Genomic DNA, 16,730 nt, shown 5'->3' with positions numbered 1-16,730 from the left:
CACAGTCCTCCGATGTTAGTCATTTCATCAGTTTAATCTGTGTCTACTATTAAGTCTAGCATCAATAAAGCGCTTTTATTATTCTTGGGAGACACCTATAGATTAACCAAAATTCCCCACCCAAACAACGAAAACTCTATCGTATTTACCGATACCCGATTGCGTTGGCAAGCTTGTTCATGAAATAGAGTTTTAGACAATGAATCTTCCAGCTGCCGACATTTGAGTTGCCGCGCAGAGTTAAAGCGCTAAAAGACACCGGCATTAAAGCGCCGGTGTCTTTTCGTTTAGTTTATTCATCTTCTTCTCGGACATTATCCACCCTGATTCACAATATTCGCCCCTTGAAGCCTACACGCTTCTCCGCCTTCTCTGCCCGAGCTTGCTCAAGCTGTCATGGCAGCCCCGTGTACTTCGATATGAGGAGTAAGCAGATATCCCTCAATCACATTCGGCTCAATCGTAGCTCCAACAGCCGGACGGCCGCGGTTTCCAGACGTTCCTTCACCAAGATCGCTTCCGCATATTCGGCCGGAATGCCGTCGTACCCGTAATAGACGCCCGCAAGCCCGCCCGCGATCGCTCCGATCGTATCGGAGTCGCCGCCTAGATTCGCGGCCTTTTGAACGATTTCCCCGAAGCTCGACGAATGCAGCACCAGATGAATGACCCAACGGAACGTATGCACGACAAAACCGCCGGGCTCGCAATTCGGCTCGGAGTGAAGCAAATCCTCGTACATCGTGCCCTGCAGCTCCCGCCGGACGGCATCCGCAAGCGGTTCGCCATGCAGCAGTCGGTATGCGATACGGTTATAGAGAACGCAAGCTTCGCCGCTGCGTTCGTCGTAATGGGTCATTTTGGACTGCATGCGCGAGATCCGCTCGATATCCTTTAAATCCGTGTATGCCATCGCAACCGGCAGGCAGCGCATCAAGGAACCGTTGCCCGCGCTTTGCCCCAAATCCATGTGCGCCAGAAAAGCCGCCTCAAACCAATCGCCTTCGTAGTTGCGCAGCGATTGACGGATAATGTTCCCGATATCCTTCGGCTTCGTCCCGTACCATTCGATAAACCGGGTCCCAATCGCTTCGCGCGGATCGTCCGGGTTAACGAGCAGCCCCTCGGCAACGCATAACGTCATCATCGTATCGTCCGTCACTTCGCCGGGCTCCAGCCTCCATACGCCGCCGCCGATGATCTCGGTCAAGTATCCGTGCTTCTCCTTAATTTCGTGCGGCGTCATAAATTCGGTTGTTCCTCCCAAGGCGTCTCCTACCGCCACACCGTAGAGGCCGCCTTTGATCCGGTTCAGCAGCCGTCCATAATCCCCCATTTACTTCTCCTCCTTCTGACGTACACTCGGCCTTAATTCGGCTCCGGCCATAATGTTTCCCCCAGGCTGCGGTATTTGCGAAAGCTTGCCAAAATCCGGCTTGCCTTCTCCGCCCGCTCCTCCAGCGTGCCGCTCAGCCCAAAATACGGAATTCGCCTGACTCGAAGATCGGCCAAAATCTTCTTCTGAAACAGCTGCCGATGCACGTCCCCCGAACGGTCCCATGTATCGTCGTTCGGAATGTCCGCATCGCATACGAAGACAAGATCGTACCTCGACGCCGCCTCCTCGGCCAGCTGCGTCAAGCGGGGAGTCGCATCGCCGTGGTAATCCAGCGAGAACATATAGGTCGTGATCGCGTTCGTGTCGACGAATAGAGTGCCGCGCGCCTCCTGCACGAGACGTTCTTCCCTTTCGAGATGCCCGTCCGCGATTTCCTCGAGCTGGCCGAGGCTAAGCTTTCGGTCCGTCTGATGCTTTTCCCAATATTCGCGGCCGTACTCCGGCATCCATACCGTACGGTGACACTTGGCCATATGGGCGGCCAACGTCGTTTTGCCCGTCGAAGGCGCCCCGAGGAACACTACCTTCGTAATCATATCCCGGTATACGACTGGATCAACGAAATGCCGGTTCTCGTAAGGCGCCTCTCTCACCTGAGTTCCCGATACCGGCATCTGCTGCCGGGACGGATCGACCCGGCGGTCCACCGCCCCTAATGCCGCGCTCATATGCTCGCCGTAAAATTCGCTGGAGTAAAAATGCGTTACCTTCCTCCCGCCCAGCTTGCTTAAAATATAGTCCTCCTGCAGCTTTTTGATCTCGGGCGTATTGCCGGATTCCGAAGGTCCGTCCCAAGCCTTGATCACCTCTACCTGCGGATACAGCGTCCGGATCCAGTCCGCTCTGACGTTCAGCGGAATATCGATCGTCTCCGGGCAATCGTAAATGACGACAATCACCTCGTCCGTTTCCCGGATGGCCTGCTCGATCATCAGCTGATGCCCGCGATGCAGCGGCGCAAACTTCCCTAACGTCAAACCCGTGGTGCGCTCTCGGCCTGCCATACGGTTAACCCCCTTTCACGCTGGCGAAGCTCCCGTCTCCACGATACGTAACCGGATGCGGCGATCAGCAGAAAGATCACATATAAAAATGACAGCGCATAAAGCTCCTTGTACGCGTACATCGCGATCGACATAACGTCAACAGCCACCCAGCAAATCCAGTTCTCCAGCACTTTGGACGAAAGCAAATATTGTGCGACAAGGCTGAAAGTTGCGATAAACGCATCGGCGTACGGAATCGATGCATCCGTATACGTCTCCAACACGTACCCCCACACGGCCGACAAAACAACCGCCAGAGCGCCTAACCAGACCGCCGTTCCCATCTTAATTCTGCGGGTCGGCCGTACGTCGGCTCCTTCCCGTTTCATCAGCCAGACCGCCCAGCCGTATACGCTAAGAATAAAAAAGAAAATTTGCAGCGTCATATCCGCATACAGCTTCGCTTCCTCGAACATAAAGAAAAAACAGCCGACATTGACGAGACCTACCGGCCAAGCCCAAATGTTCTCGCGGGCCGTCAGCCAAACGGACAGCAGACCCGTCGCGGTCGCGACGACCTCCAGCGTCGTCGATGAGGTGTACACCGCGATAGCCGCCATCCATACGGACGCTATGAGCAACGTCCAGCCTTTTTTCATAGTAACTCCTCCTCATGGAATAAGTGCTTTGTGTTAGATTGTCAAATTGACATTATTAAAGAGTAAAAAGAGAAGCGCCCAAGCAGCGCCTTAGCTATAGATGGACAGCCGCGGAACCCAGTCGGTAAAACGGTAAAGCTGAGCCGGCCGTTGCGAGTAGCGGTTGGACATTTTCGGCTGGCCGCCCGCGTCCTTCGCTTCCTCGATAATGCCTTTGCGGCTTTGGGTAGACGTAATTTTGCGCATAAAGTTCGGTTCCTCGAAGTCGGGCACAACCGTCCGAATAACCTGGTACAGCTCCCCAATCGTAAACTCCTCCGGCAGAAACTCCTTGGCGATCGTCGTCGTGAGCATTTGCTCGCGCACCTTGTTTAACGCATCCCGCAGAATGTCGCGGTGGTCGAAAGCCAGCTCCATCCGGAGCGCTTCCTCGGCGGGAAACAGCCGCACGTCGATTGCGTCGGTGTCGGCCCTCCGGGCCGCCAGCCACTTATCGTGCACCAAAGCGTAAAAAGCGTGCGAGATCATCCAGCCTCTCGGGTCGCGCCCCGGCTTGCTGTAAACGTTCAAACTTTCCATATGGACGTCGGTGACGCCCGTTTCTTCCTGCAGTTCCCTCAGCGCGCATTCGTACATGCTTTCGGTTTCCTTGCAGAACCCGCCGGGCAAGGCCCATTGCCCCACGAACGGCCATTCTTTGCGGCGAATGAGCAGCACCTGCAGCTCGCGGATCGGCAAAGCTTTTTTCGCCGTCGTCCGCTCCGTCGACGTAATCGTAAAGATGACGATATCGCTCGGAGCGCCGTCCGGCGTCCGGTATTTTTTCGGATCGTAGCCTGATTGATTATCGGAGGCGTTCATCGGGTAGGTCACCTTTCTTTTTTATTATTATCAATTTGATATTATCATTATGACATTTTAAAGAGAATAGTCAAGGACTTTTTTGGAAAAAAATAAAGACCACACGAGCCGCAATCCTTAGCTGCACGTGTGGCCTAACGTTAAACCATAAAATTTGCCTTGATACGGTCCGTGTCAAACGGCTTAATGCCTTCCTCCACCGTGAATACCGTCCGGGCCGTTGCCGCGTTTTGCGCAAACGTCCCACGCGCCACCGCATGGAGCATAAACAAGGACGACAGCATTCACTATCCTACCCGCCCAAGCATCTTAATCTATTCGAGGTCATCCAAGCCTTTAAGTCTTACAAGATCGGATTTGGGCAATCCCCAATTTCTTGTCTTTTCATTGCAGTAATAGCATGAACAGTGAATTTTTCCTTTAGCCAATTTTCCGGGCTTTGATTCATGCCAACCGATTTGCTTTGCAATCTTACTCTTCCTCTGAATTACCCTTTTTCGATGATGCCGGTAATACGCCCGACTACGATTTTTATTTTTGCTTTTCATTCCATCACGCCCCTTGGGATAAGGCCCAGCCTGTACAGGCGCCAAGGGAAATTTCATCCTTTACAGGCTAGGCGTGATGAAACGACATGAAAAAAGGAACATCGAAAAGTACCCCCAGACTCAAAAAGCTTTCAATCAGTCCTTATACGGATCAAATTCGTCCGCACCGGCCATGCAAACGCCGATGGGCTTCAGCACATGCAGCACCTCGACCGTTTCGGCATGCGCGTCGAGCACCTCTTGGAGCCTCCGGTATACAAACGGACTTTCGTCCGTGCCCGCGCCGCGCAGCTCGACGCCGTAGCTCCGAACGGCTTGCAGCATCTGCTCCGTCGTAATTTGACCGCCGCTTCGGGTGCGGGTTCTCCAGTTCATCTTGCCGGCCGCTTGCGTCCGGCTCATAATCCGGCCCGCGCCGTGAACGGTGCTGTAATAGGCGTCTTGGTTCTCCGCGCTGTCTTTCCCTTTGACAATGACGGATATATCCCCCATGCTGCCGCCGATAAAACCGGTCTGGCCGGGCGCGGACGGTGTCGCTCCTTTGCGGACAACCACAACTTCCTTGCCGTTATGCGTTTCCTTCCATGCATAGTTATGATGGTTGTGCACTTCCAGATCCGCTTCCGTCCCAAGTATCGATAACACTTTCGCGATCACGTAATCCCGCCCGGCATAAGCGTAACGTCCGGCCAGCCTCATCGCGCGGTAGTACATGTCGCCAAGCTCGCTGTCGAGTTCGAGAAGCACGGGCGGCTGATCCATCTTTTCGCCCGGAGCGTTAGCGAGAAAAGCCCGGCCTGCGGCCAAATTGATAAAACCGCTTGCCGTCTTATGCCCGAAGCCCCGGCTTCCGAAATGGTTGGCAATCCATACCCGGCCCGTCTCCCGCTCCTCAAACAAATCGACGAAATGATTGCCGCTGCCCACCGTGCCGAGCTGATCGCGGGCCAGCGCCTTCAGCTTGTCGTGTTCCTGCTTGCCGACCGCCGCGTACACCGCCCAATCCGGATCGTCAAACAGATCGTGATCGACCTTCTCGTTATTGACGCGGCCCACGCCGAAGGAGACGTTCCGCGCGATTTCGTCCATAATTTGCGGCAAGCGCGGTTTGATCTCGTTCGCGTACAAGCCGGTTCGCACCGCTTTGTTCCCGCAGGCGATATCGTAGCCCACGCCAGAAGGGGAGATTTGTCCGTCGTACACGACAACTCCGCCGATCGGCTGGCTGTACCCTTTATGATGGTCCGCCATCAGCAGCGCTTGAACCACGTTGCCGGTTTCCGCGCATGTTTTCGCTTGGGCAAGGGCGCCCGCGTCGGGGTTCCCCCATACGAGCACCCCGTCTATATTTTGATATGCCATTGATTAGTTCAACTCCTGTAATAACATTCATCAATCATAATGATATTCCTTTGTCTTCCATTAACTTGCGTATGCGTTCCTTGACTGAATCGACGGGTTCTTCCTCCTCCAATCGTGTAACCGCTTGGAGGAGTTCTTCTCCCCAAGAAGCGATATTCCAGCCCTCCAGAGCATTAAGTGCCATATTTCGGTTGCTGACGACCGGACTGTTCAGACCGGTCAAGATAAGTTGTTTGCCAACACCCTCATGACGATCCAGGCTTTGCAATAGGCTTCCGAGACGGGCATGCGCTTCAAATTCTATCCCAAGCCCGAATTCATCCGCGGGTCCCGAGGCGATGTGTCGCAGCGGCAGCCGCTCCTCGGCGAATTGCACCAACTTCCGTATCCGATTCGGATCATCGGACTTCATAAGCTCCAAGTAATTATTAAGAGCCGGATTCGCAACAAGCTGGGCGAAGAGCTCCTCCCAAATGTCGATGCCAAGCTTCCGTGAGCAAGTAACGCCGTAGTAGTGCTCTAACGTATCGCTTGAACGTACCGCGTCCATCACGGTGCTTCCCCACCCGGATCGGGAGATAATCGATTGGCAGCTTTCCAGAACAGCCCCTCTTAGCCGCTCCGTCCATCCCGACTGCATACGCTCAGTCCACTTCTTTTCATCTGAATTCAAAAAGTCGCGGATATCCAGCATGACGGATAAGTGCTTAACGGTTGAGTACATCTCCCGTGCAAGCCTAACATAATCGGATAAAACTTTCGGGGCATGCTCGTAATCGTCGATGTCTTCGGCGGGCCCCCCGTATAATAACGCTTCGACGATGTCGGTTGCGCCCTCAAACAAGTCTTTGTCTACCCGATCGGAAGACAGCGCCTCCTTTAGGTCGCCTTTTCTGGCACAGACGCAGGCCAAGTATTCGTTCATGACGGTGTTAGAACAGCCATGGCGCAAAAGCCAGTCTTTCATATGCGGACTTGTCGGCTCCAACCTTTCGACGATATGAATTTTACCCCATCCATGAACGCTCTTAGCTAACTCGAAAAGCACTTCGTTGCCGTTCTTCATGCCATTCTGTATGGCGACCGCGGCATAGAGCGTAAATTCTTCGTGTTTGCCCAGGGTAAGAAGCAGCTCTTTCGCTTGTTCGTTTTGAAAAAGACCCAATAACGCGATTCCGAATTTAACCGCGTTGCGGTGAGCTCCGTTTTCTGAGAGCCATACCGCCTCATGAAATACGGATTCCCATTGTACGTCTGAATGGTTGCGAATCACGTCCAATACATCGTCAATGATGCCGGCTATATCGGCCTTCAGAACCTTGATGTACAATTCCTTCCTCGTTGCATTTCTCGGCTTTCTGGAATGTTTGGCCAACAGATTCGCCAGTTCGCGAGCCTCGTCCGCCTTGCCGTCCGAAGCCGCATGGTGACTCATCGCTCCGTCCTGCCCTCCGGCCACCCAACGTATCCGGCTTCCGGCCCAATATTCCTCATCATCCGGCAACGCGTCGCCTACCGTATCTCCTTGCCCGCGAATATATGCGTAAATGGACGATTTACCGGCCCATGGCGAGCGTATCGCTTTTTCGAAAAATAATAACATCGAACCTATCCCCACACTTCCTTTAGCGATAAGCAGAACAGCGCATCCAGACGTTCGTCTTGCATGCCGTCAGCGGCCTGCATGCGCGGCGCCGTCCGTTCAAAATAAGCGATTTTTTGTTCCAAGTAATCGTTAATCGGATTAATTCGCGGCTCGTAGTCCATCTCTTCTCCCGCTTTTTTGCGAGTCAGCAGCTCGTGAATAACGTTCCGAAGCTCGCTGCCGTCCGGTACGATATCTTCGACAAGCCGGTCAAATTGGATCGGAGGCATTGCATTATATTTCTCGATCCATTCGCATGCCAAGACGGGTCGCAGCACATAAAAGTACTTCTTGATTTTCACCCGCTCCCCTTGCAGGTAGTCGCGGTAGTTTCCTTTGGCCATATGCAAATAGTGATACATGCAGGACTTCGGGGAGAACGTGTAAGGAGACATGCGGCGGATCCGCTCTGCAACCAAATAGTTCTCTTTATAAACGATCGGAGACTGCAGCCATTCCAGTAACGGCGGGTTGGATTTGCGGAACAGCGTTAAAGCCTTCCTCAAATCCCAGCCGCTGATGTCCAGCATGTCGCTGATCGGCCTCTCGATGACATCCCGCTTCTCCAAAATAGATAAATACCACTCTACCGGCCGAATGTATATAAAACGAACATCGTAGTCGCTATCCTTCGACGGGAAGCCCCAGGCTCGGCTGCCCGATTCGCAGGCGTACAAAATTCGCACGTTTTCCTCCCGCTCGATTCGCTGCAGTTCGTTTAGGATTTGTTGTTGAACGTCGCTCATTGCGGATACCTCCTTTGCCGTGCTTTCTGTATCTATCTTTGCTTATTTTCGGTCAACCAAACTTGGCGAAAGTATTACGACAAAGAGAACTTTCCCAATTTGTCCAAACCGCGCCTTCCTCTGCTACAATAAAAAGACGACAATCGAGAACGGAACGGAGGATTCCATTTTGGCCAAGGAAAGCTTTGATAAAGAGATCCAATTCCTGCGCATGCTCGTCCTGACCAGCGGCGCATTCAACCGGCAGCAGTTCGCGGACCGGCTGGGCATATCGGTGCATACGTTCGATAAAACGATCCGCAAGCTGAAGGAAATCGTGAGCGCCGTGCACCGGCATTTGCCGCAGGAGCAAAGCCGGGAACTGGCCGAAACGATCCGGTACAGCTACTACGACTCCGCCGATCCGATGCTGCTGTTCCTGTACCGGGCCAAGTCCGTCAAAGAGTCGGAAAGCCACCGCATCTCCCTCCTGCTCGGAGCCATGAACGAACAAGCTCTAACAGCTATGGAGCTGCTGGATATTTGCTCCGGCGGCATGCCGGACGGTCTTCTTTTTCCGGACGAAAAAACGATCCGCTCCGATCTGAAGTATCTGGAGGAGGTCGGCGTCATCCGAAAAGAATCGGCCTCGCGCCCGTACCGTTACCGGGTAAACAACGATCTGGTGCGGGAGCTGTCGGACGATGAGCTTATCGACCTTTACGATTTCGTGGACGTCATGGCCAACACTTTAGTTCCTTCCGTACAAGGCTACTTGCTGCGAGACGGGCTGAAAAAGCAGCTGCAGCGCGGCGGGATGGAGCTGCATGCGATCGAGCCTTTTCTCTATAAATATCACTACCATTCCCGGATACTGGACGAAGCGCATTTGTTCACGCTGCTCAGCGCGATCCGGCAACGGCGCAAAGTGCAGTTTTTGTATTTTTCGCCGAAGTCCGAGAAAAGCTACGCCTCCAAAAACACGAACCCGCTCTTCGAGCGGGAAACGAGCGGCCGGCTGATTAAGACGCTGCCGCTCAAGGTCGTGTACGACCACCAATACGGCCGGTGGTATTTGCTTTCGAGCGAACGGGACGGGATCCGGAAATACCGGATGGAAGGCATTACGCAGATCGAGGAGGACGAGCAGGTCGGCGAGGAATTGTTCCGCGCGAAAGCGGCCGGGCTGGAGGAGAAAATCCGGTACAGCTGGCTGATCGATACCGGCCGGCCGGTTAAGGTTCGGGCGCGCTTTTACAATCCGGAGGACAGCAAGTCCAACTTCGTAAAGGAACGGGTGCTGCTGCAGGGGCAATGGGGAAAAATCGTGGACGAGGACGAGCAGACGTTTATATATGAAATCACCGTTAACGGAACGACCGAAATCAGGCCTTGGCTGCGCAGCTTCGGTTCCAGCTGCGAGGTGCTGGAGCCGGTCTCGCTGCGGAACGAAATGATCGCGGAATGGAAGGAGATCCAGGCGTATTATGAATCTGTTTGAGAAAATTTTTAACTACCAGATCCTCTCCCGGCTGGAGAACTCCGGCACCGTCATGGTTACCTCCCACGAGAGAGCTTGGCTGAAGACGATGCTGGAGCATCCCGCAGCGAAAGAAGCCTTCTCCGCAGTCACCTTGGACAAGCTGCGCTCCCTCCTCGAATACGACAACGTCATGGATACGTCCGAGCATCTGATCGAAAAAGCCCGAAGCCATGAGAAGCAGGTGTACCATCCGCTCCTCCCTTCGCTGCGGCGGCATATTATGCGAAAAAACGCCGTCGGCCTGACCTATCGGATCAAGGACGGGCGCGTTTACTCCGATCATTACGGCCTGCCGTACAAGCTTGAATATTCCATGGTCAAGCGCGAGTGGTACCTGCTCTGGTATCATCTCCGGCACCATGCGCTTATGAGCACCAAGCTGGCGAACATCGTCTCCGTTACGCAGCGGACGATCAGCCCGGCGTATGCGGGCTCTATGCTGGACAAAATCGGCCGAATCCTCGACTCCCGCAAAACCGAAGCCGTCATCGAAGTAGTCCGCGACTATAACAGGGAGTTGTCCCGGATTCTGTACGCTCTCTCGTGCTTCGAGAAGGACGTCGAGTACGATGAACTGGAAGATACCTATATGGTAAAGGTAAAGTTGCTGGAGGATGAGCAGGAATATCTGCTGTCCAAGATCCGTTTCCTCGGGAAACGGGTGCGGGTTGTGGAGGGGGATTATTTGAAGAAGAGGATGCTGGAGGCATCCCGTAAAGCGCTGGAGCGCTATGGGGTTGGGCAAGGGATGGTGAGCGAGGAGGCTTCTGGTTAATACAAGAAAGACTCCTGAACGAGGAGTCTTCTTTACTTTCTATATTAAATGGATTTGGTCGTTCTGCACTTCGGATAATTGGAACAACCGTAAAACGATTTACCTTCTTTATTTTTTCTTTGTACCATATACGAACCGCACGCCGGACAAGATGGCAACGACGCCCCCGCTGCTGCTTCCCGAACGGCTTTATTCATAGCCGAGCTTGTTCTTTTCTTTGCACCAGGCTGCCATTTCCCCCATGACCGGAGCTTTTGCTCCAATACTGCACCGTGCCAATAATCCACCTTGAACTGTTCGGCTTCATTTTTGGCTGCTTGAGTAAGGTCGGAAGTTGTAACGCCTTGCTTTCTTCTTATTACCCGATAGAAGAGCGCTTATCACAGCCACAATAATAAACAATACAAATAATCCAATGATCATTTGGGTACTTGAAAAGTCTTCTACAAGCTTGGATATCGTATTAAAATTGGAAGTTAACCAAACAAACATGCCTATCAATCCTAAACCGACTAGAGCTTTGGAGAGCCCTGAAGGTATCCATGGAAGTAGACGATAGAATACAATCATTGCCGCTACCAAATACACAACGAGGCACATGACGATAAATAGAAGAGGCGATACAAAGGAATCCGTTAGTTTAGACAGTTCGCTGTTCATGCTCAAGCCCTTTCTTTTTGTTATCATATGGATTCCAAATTTTTCGACATATTAGTCCAAAAGTCCTTCCAAATATAAAAGTCCTTCTAGTAAGAAGTCTTACATTTATATAACTCTCGCAGCTCCCAAGCAAGTGCATGCTGAAAATCAGCTTCATTATGAAAAATAGGTCGTTTCTGTGCTAACTATTCTGAAACAGTTTGTATGTTCCTGATTACCTCCAAGAGTTACTCTTACATTGTAGGTTCATTTCGACTTAACATTTCTTAATACCAGGATCAGCGTTACAAGAGACAAAATAAAAGTTACCATATTAATTACGAGTATTATTGTTGACATTTGTTTTACCCCCTTTATAACGAGTGAGTTGTAACATCAGCTACCATCCGGAAACTCGTACTTATAGAAATATTCTAGCGTTATCAAAAGACGCTAAGTCGTCAGGAAACAAACGTTCTGATCATACAGTTCAATGAAAAGGAGCCGTGCATGAACACGACTCCATTCTATTGCTACTGAGCAACTACGCTTTTCAATATTAGAATTCATTTCTTTAATACTGTCTCGAATCTCTTCAAGAACCTCGATTAATCGATCCATATTACATCCAATATAATAGTAAATAGCTCATCGTGAGTCTGTTTATAACTTTAACAACTCCAACTTTCCTAACTTTATCAATCTTGACCTTATAGCCCCTTCTGTCCTAGCATGTATTGTAGACAAATCCTTAATCGTTATTCCTTGATCAAATGCTTCTATCAGTCGGGTCTCTTCCTCATGTTCCCAAGGCCTTCCGTTATTGACCGGCAAATCTTTTTGCCTCTTTTCTTGTTGTTCTAGTCTTTCAATTCCTTTCAAGGCAATATATAGTGCCCTAACAACATCTGGATTCTGATAAGGACTATCTGTATCAAATAATTCACCAGTAAAAGGATCAATTCCATCAGAAAGGCATGCTATTATTGTTTTCGCTCTACCAACATCCATATTTCCTACTCCTTACAGTACAGGATATAGCCCAAAGATTAGACTGGATTATTATTATTTGTCTTGCCCCTAATCTTTCACAATGCACGGTTTTACACCGGCAGCTTTCATAGTATTTTTCATACGATGCAAGTAAACATGTACTTCATCCGGAGTTTTCTTTTGTTCCCCGATTGGAAACGGAACAAGCCAAACACCATCTTCATCACTTACAAAAGTACAAGGATTTCCTTGCTCATCTGGATACAAAAATGCACCTTCTTCCAGATCATAACTGTAACCTTCGGCTTTCCAATAGGCACATAACGCTTCCGAAACGCCTTCTTTCCAATCTTCCGAAGTGGGGCCGAATTTTTCTCGAATATAAGTATCAACAAAAGCTTTCTGATTGTCCGCTTCTGGATCGTCTGGTTGCCGCCAAATATATAGTGCCATCAATAAACCTCCTTTTCCAAAACGCGCAGCTCCTAGTCTATTTCCTAAAAAGCAGGTTCTAATTAGCAATAACTTAGTTGCTATTTATGCTTTTCACCAATACCAACACTCGTTCCAAAAATTATTACTCGCTGATTTCTCTACGAAGACGATCTATAAACAATTTCTCTTCCCGTTCTCGCAAAATATGTGAATAGCCACATGCAGTGATTCTAATCGCTGTTCAACCCTTCCCAATAATCGCTTAACTCTCGGTGTTGTCTGTCGAACGAAGTTTGCTCCGTCGTTTTCAGGATGTACACCTCTTCAATGTCCGGCGCGAGTTCGGCAATGACCAGATCTTTCACAATAAAACGGACAATTGCACAGATGTGCCGATCGAATGTATCGTACATGCGCCCAGCGCTCCAACACCCATTCGGAACGGTATGGGCGCTATTCGCGACGTAGCCGATTTTGCCGATCGGTATTATTTCCGCCCTAATGGCTTCATGATCGTGTATATTGTCGGGGTCTTTCGTCAAATGTATGATTTGCCCCGGTTTTATAAATGCCGCTCCGTAATAGTGCTGGGTACCCGTTATAGCCACGTAAATGGGTTGGTTCATACGTGTCACTCCTACCCGGATAATCTAGTCTGATTATGTACGGTCGGAGCGACACGTTGTTGTCAGCGAATGTTTGTTCTTGTTAGTTGAAACGTAGCTTTTTTAGCTGACCTGATACTTTACCGCTTTTTTTTCGTAATTACTTTCAACTACGTTCCATCCAATAAATATCCTATATTGATCTTCTGATACTCGGTAACAATAAAAATAATAAAACGATACACACCTCAAGATAATCAAATTAATATAAAAAATTTTGTTTTAAACTACCTTATAGTCGTATACTCCAACTTTACCTCCATAACAATAAATATGTTTTTTCACCTCTCAATTTCTAAAAGCGATTAAAACAATAATGATGTGTTGAGCGAATAGAACTTGGGCAAGTCTAATCTAACCCAAAATGCAAAAAAACAGACATGCTTATGTGCATGTCTGAAGGGAAAATCCTTTTATTTACCAATCTTATTCATGAAATCCCTATAGCTATTGGCCCAATGAAAAATGACATCACGGGAAACTGCTTTGAAGTGAAGCTCACCGCACCGAATCTTTTGTCTTTCTACCGTGGATAGGTCTTTGTTTTCCTTATCAATTTTAGTTTCAATTATGAAGTAAAGTTTGGCAGTATTGTCTTCAGCTCTATAAATGACCGTCCAATCCGGTGAATACTCACCATAAGGCGTATCAATGACGAATCCACCCTTCTTTAGCTTCGTAAACAGGAGTACATTAGGATCGTTATCTAGTTGCTCCGCAAACAATTTCTCGCCATTACTATCGAGCTTATAATACTTGTACATGGCTCTACGGTTACTTGGATTCGTCTTGTAGATGTAGTTTGTCGCGTCATCAAGCATCGTCAGATCAATCGAGTCGGCTTCAAAGATCGTCTTATCGCTAAATACATAACCATCAATGGTCTGATACTCTGTAATACCGAGAGCCTTATATTCCTTCAGTATTGCATTGATTCGTTGAGTCGCGATGTCCAAGATATCCTGGTTGCTTAGAAGAACCTTCCTGTCCAGTCTTGATAGAATTTTATAGATAGCTAATCGTGGCAAGAACGTATGATACATAATGTAGTTGATAATCTCGAAGTCGCTCTTCTTTTGCCACTGTACACTTAAATCCTGATGCTCGTATTGTTGAATCGCTTCAGCAAGCATGAACTTCTGCTGATCATTAAAGGTTGCTTTACCCGTCTCAACCTCGTACTCATTCCGTATCTTCTTATACCGTAACAGATCATTCAGTTCAGTCACACATGAATCAATAAATGCCTGTTGATCGATCTTTACTTGATACATCGTGCGCTTTCTCATACGCGCACTTAACTCTTTAAGTAATTGGACGAAAGACTCCTCGGACATGAAGCTATTCGGACCATTATCAACTGGCGCTTCATCACCATTCTTTACAGGAATCTTCTTCGTACCTTTTGCGATCATATGCTCTACGAACTTCTCTTTAATCATTTGGCTATGCTCTTTTAAGGTGTCATCCGTAAATTCGATGCTTCGAATGTCTTTCGCATTCTTCGTGAGCTGATTCTTTTCGTTGATGAACTTATTCTGAAGCAGCTCGTTCCTGAATATGTCCACCAATTCAGCAGTAACCTTCTCATCTGGAATCCCAGCCTGTTGCAATGCTTTATAGATGATGTCCGCTGTCACTTCATCTTTGTTAAAGCCTGCCTGCTCATTAAAATCGTTCTGAAGAGCTGCGGCAAAATGGTCGTAATAGTCGTTTGCGATAATGGTCAATTCGTTAATTTCCGCGTTTGTACAGCGGGTTCCGTTAGTATCAACAGGCAACCTTAGACCCCGCCCAATTTCCTGTTTCTTGGCTATTTCGGAACCGCCACGCTTAAGTGTACAAAGTGTGAAAACATTCGGGTTATCCCATCCTTCACGCAGCGCGGAATGCGAGAAAATGAAAGCCAACGGTTCATCAAACGAAATGAGCTCGTCCTTCTTTTCCAGAATAAGCTCAATACCACGATCGACATCTTCCTGAGACTTCTGCTTCAACTTCTGCTCATCCATAATGGATTCCCAGTTTTCGACTTCTACAGCTTGCCTATTCTTATCTACCGCAAAGTAACCTTCCCTTACTTTCAAAATATCCTTGTAATGCTTGAAGAGAGAGGGGTATTCGGTAAATAATTGGTTCCATTTCGAGTCCTCGATGATAGCAGCATACTCCTCGTCAAAGATGCGAAGGTATTCACCCCGTCCGTCTGGAGAAGTGTTGTCTCGGAATTTATGAACAGCATCGATAAAGAAGAGTGTCAATATCTTGATGTTGTATCCCTGGCGAAGAATCTTGAGCTGCTTCTCAAGGTGTGAGCGAATAGCAAGACGAATCTGGATTCTAATGATGTCGCTCTCACTGATTCCAGAATTGTTATCTCCAATGCCAAGCTCAATGATGTTATCGCCTGTACCGATTTTTAGCTTCTTTAATTGATGCGGGTCTTCTTGCACAATCATGTTCCGATACTGTTCCAGCGAACCCGATAACTCATATAAATTTGCGCCGCGGCGCACGTTGAATGTCTTGGTGCGTATTGCGCCGCCTTGTTCAACATGAAATATCTCAATCTTGGCATGAAGGTCCTTTGTAAATTCCACATACCGCACATACGGATAATCCTTAGAGATCGTGCCATGTACTGTCTTTACTTCGATCTTCTTAACAAGATTGTTCTGGTATGCATCATAAGAATCCAGCTTATATACCTGGTTGTATAACCGCTTATGCGTTGCCGAATAGCGCAAGATGAAGAGGGGATTCAACATCTCAATTGCTTCTAATGATGCGCTTTTCTTCTTTCCCGCTCCTTCGATCTTTTGCGGTTCATCAATGATAACAATGGGGTTAATGTACTGGATATCATCCCACAGTACTTGCCCATACTCATCCTCTTGACGAAGCTTATTCGTTTGCTTGTTAAACGCCTGAATGTTCATTACAGCAATGCTCAAGTCCCTAGTTTCAACGAACTTGGAGCTAATTTCCTTTGGTGTAGATGAATTATAAACAAACGCATGTTTCTTTAAATCAAGTCCGTCGTATAGTGCCATGAAATGCTCTCGTAGCATCTCGATGCTCTTCTCGACACCTTTACGAATGGCGATTGTAGGCACAACGATCATAAACTTGGTAAATCCATAGGTCTTATGTAGCTCCAAGATCGTTCTCAGATAGACGTATGTCTTACCTGTTCCAGTCTCCATCTCAATCGTAAAGTTGTTGTTCTCCAACTGATTGTCGGGAAACAACATATTCTTCAGCTGCACTTCACGCAGATTATTAAGTAGTCTTGTACCCGTAACAATCTGAGGGTTCCTTACTGGATCACCTTCGGTAATCTGCCTTGCCCGTGTTATATTTCGGTATATAGCACTGTCTTCTTGTCGGTTAACGCCTTTGAAGAGACCGACTACCGACTCGATCGCATCCTTCTGGTAGCCAAGTCCTTCTTCAAATTGAAAGGCAATACGCTTACTCAATCTAGTTCACCTC

14 protein-coding genes are annotated in these 16,730 nt (G+C 49.0%); 2 read left to right on the top strand and 12 right to left on the bottom strand.

Annotated elements, in window-relative coordinates; genetic code table 11:
* Positions 1–445 precede the first annotated feature (445 nt).
* The 7 genes from ACFSW5_RS16610 to ACFSW5_RS16580 form a co-directional block, all read right to left on the bottom strand.
* Positions 446–1,336, bottom strand: coding sequence for an ADP-ribosylglycohydrolase family protein (locus ACFSW5_RS16610; protein ID WP_379275350.1), 891 nt, complete (start codon positions 1,334–1,336; stop codon positions 446–448).
* Between the two features lie 32 nt (positions 1,337–1,368).
* A complete protein-coding gene (locus ACFSW5_RS16605) occupies positions 1,369–2,403 on the bottom strand; it encodes an AAA family ATPase (protein WP_379275348.1) in 1,035 nt (344 codons plus the stop codon).
* Positions 2,373–3,044 carry a nicotinamide riboside transporter PnuC gene (pnuC, locus tag ACFSW5_RS16600; protein WP_379275346.1) on the bottom strand — a complete coding sequence of 224 codons (672 nt, stop codon included), beginning with the start codon at positions 3,042–3,044 and terminating at the stop codon, positions 2,373–2,375. Before pnuC ends, ACFSW5_RS16605 begins: the two co-directional genes overlap by 31 nt.
* 90 nt (positions 3,045–3,134) lie before the next feature.
* Positions 3,135–3,905: an NUDIX domain-containing protein gene (locus ACFSW5_RS16595; RefSeq protein WP_379275343.1), complete on the bottom strand. Its 771-nt coding sequence runs from the start codon at positions 3,903–3,905 to the stop codon at positions 3,135–3,137.
* Between the two features lie 683 nt (positions 3,906–4,588).
* Positions 4,589–5,815 (bottom strand): RtcB family protein, encoded by a 1,227-nt coding sequence (locus ACFSW5_RS16590; RefSeq protein ID WP_379275341.1) that lies wholly within the window; start codon positions 5,813–5,815, stop codon positions 4,589–4,591.
* 34 nt (positions 5,816–5,849) lie between these two features.
* Positions 5,850–7,145, bottom strand: coding sequence for a limonene hydroxylase (locus ACFSW5_RS16585; protein ID WP_379275339.1), 1,296 nt, complete (start codon positions 7,143–7,145; stop codon positions 5,850–5,852).
* A gap of 278 nt (positions 7,146–7,423) precedes the next feature.
* Entirely contained in the window at positions 7,424–8,206 is a 783-nt protein-coding gene (locus ACFSW5_RS16580) for a nucleotidyltransferase domain-containing protein (protein WP_379275337.1), read from the bottom strand.
* A gap of 169 nt (positions 8,207–8,375) precedes the next feature.
* On the opposite strand from ACFSW5_RS16580, the gene ACFSW5_RS16575 reads away from it, so the two are divergent.
* Positions 8,376–9,686, top strand: coding sequence for a helix-turn-helix transcriptional regulator (locus tag ACFSW5_RS16575; protein ID WP_379275335.1), 1,311 nt, complete (start codon positions 8,376–8,378; stop codon positions 9,684–9,686).
* Positions 9,673–10,503: a WYL domain-containing protein gene (locus ACFSW5_RS16570; RefSeq protein WP_379275333.1), complete on the top strand. Its 831-nt coding sequence runs from the start codon at positions 9,673–9,675 to the stop codon at positions 10,501–10,503. The genes ACFSW5_RS16575 and ACFSW5_RS16570 overlap by 14 nt, the downstream gene beginning before the upstream one ends.
* 44 nt (positions 10,504–10,547) lie before the next feature.
* Here the strand turns inward: ACFSW5_RS16570 and ACFSW5_RS16565 are convergent, their stop codons facing one another.
* From ACFSW5_RS16565 to ACFSW5_RS16545, 5 genes are all read right to left on the bottom strand, one after another.
* Entirely contained in the window at positions 10,548–10,700 is a 153-nt protein-coding gene (locus tag ACFSW5_RS16565; RefSeq protein ID WP_379275355.1) for a topoisomerase DNA-binding C4 zinc finger domain-containing protein, read from the bottom strand.
* A gap of 1,105 nt (positions 10,701–11,805) precedes the next feature.
* A complete protein-coding gene (locus ACFSW5_RS16560; RefSeq protein ID WP_379275330.1) occupies positions 11,806–12,153 on the bottom strand; it encodes a hypothetical protein in 348 nt (115 codons plus the stop codon).
* A gap of 69 nt (positions 12,154–12,222) precedes the next feature.
* Positions 12,223–12,588 carry a hypothetical protein gene (locus ACFSW5_RS16555; protein ID WP_379275328.1) on the bottom strand — a complete coding sequence of 122 codons (366 nt, stop codon included), beginning with the start codon at positions 12,586–12,588 and terminating at the stop codon, positions 12,223–12,225.
* Positions 12,589–12,800: 212 nt separating this feature from the next.
* Positions 12,801–13,196 (bottom strand): HIRAN domain-containing protein, encoded by a 396-nt coding sequence (locus ACFSW5_RS16550; RefSeq protein WP_379275326.1) that lies wholly within the window; start codon positions 13,194–13,196, stop codon positions 12,801–12,803.
* Positions 13,197–13,648: 452 nt separating this feature from the next.
* The gene (locus ACFSW5_RS16545; RefSeq protein WP_379275323.1) at positions 13,649–16,717 is read right to left on the bottom strand and encodes a restriction endonuclease; all 3,069 of its coding nucleotides are present in this window, start codon (positions 16,715–16,717) and stop codon (positions 13,649–13,651) included.
* Between the last annotated feature and the right edge of the window lie 13 nt (positions 16,718–16,730).

Origin of the sequence: Paenibacillus thailandensis (genome assembly GCF_042685365.1) — a bacterium.
GTDB classification, from domain to species: Bacteria; Bacillota; Bacilli; order Paenibacillales; family Paenibacillaceae; genus Paenibacillus_AP; species Paenibacillus_AP thailandensis.
The sequence above is the reverse complement of the archived record's forward strand: the minus strand, read 5'-3'. Positions and strand labels throughout refer to the sequence as shown.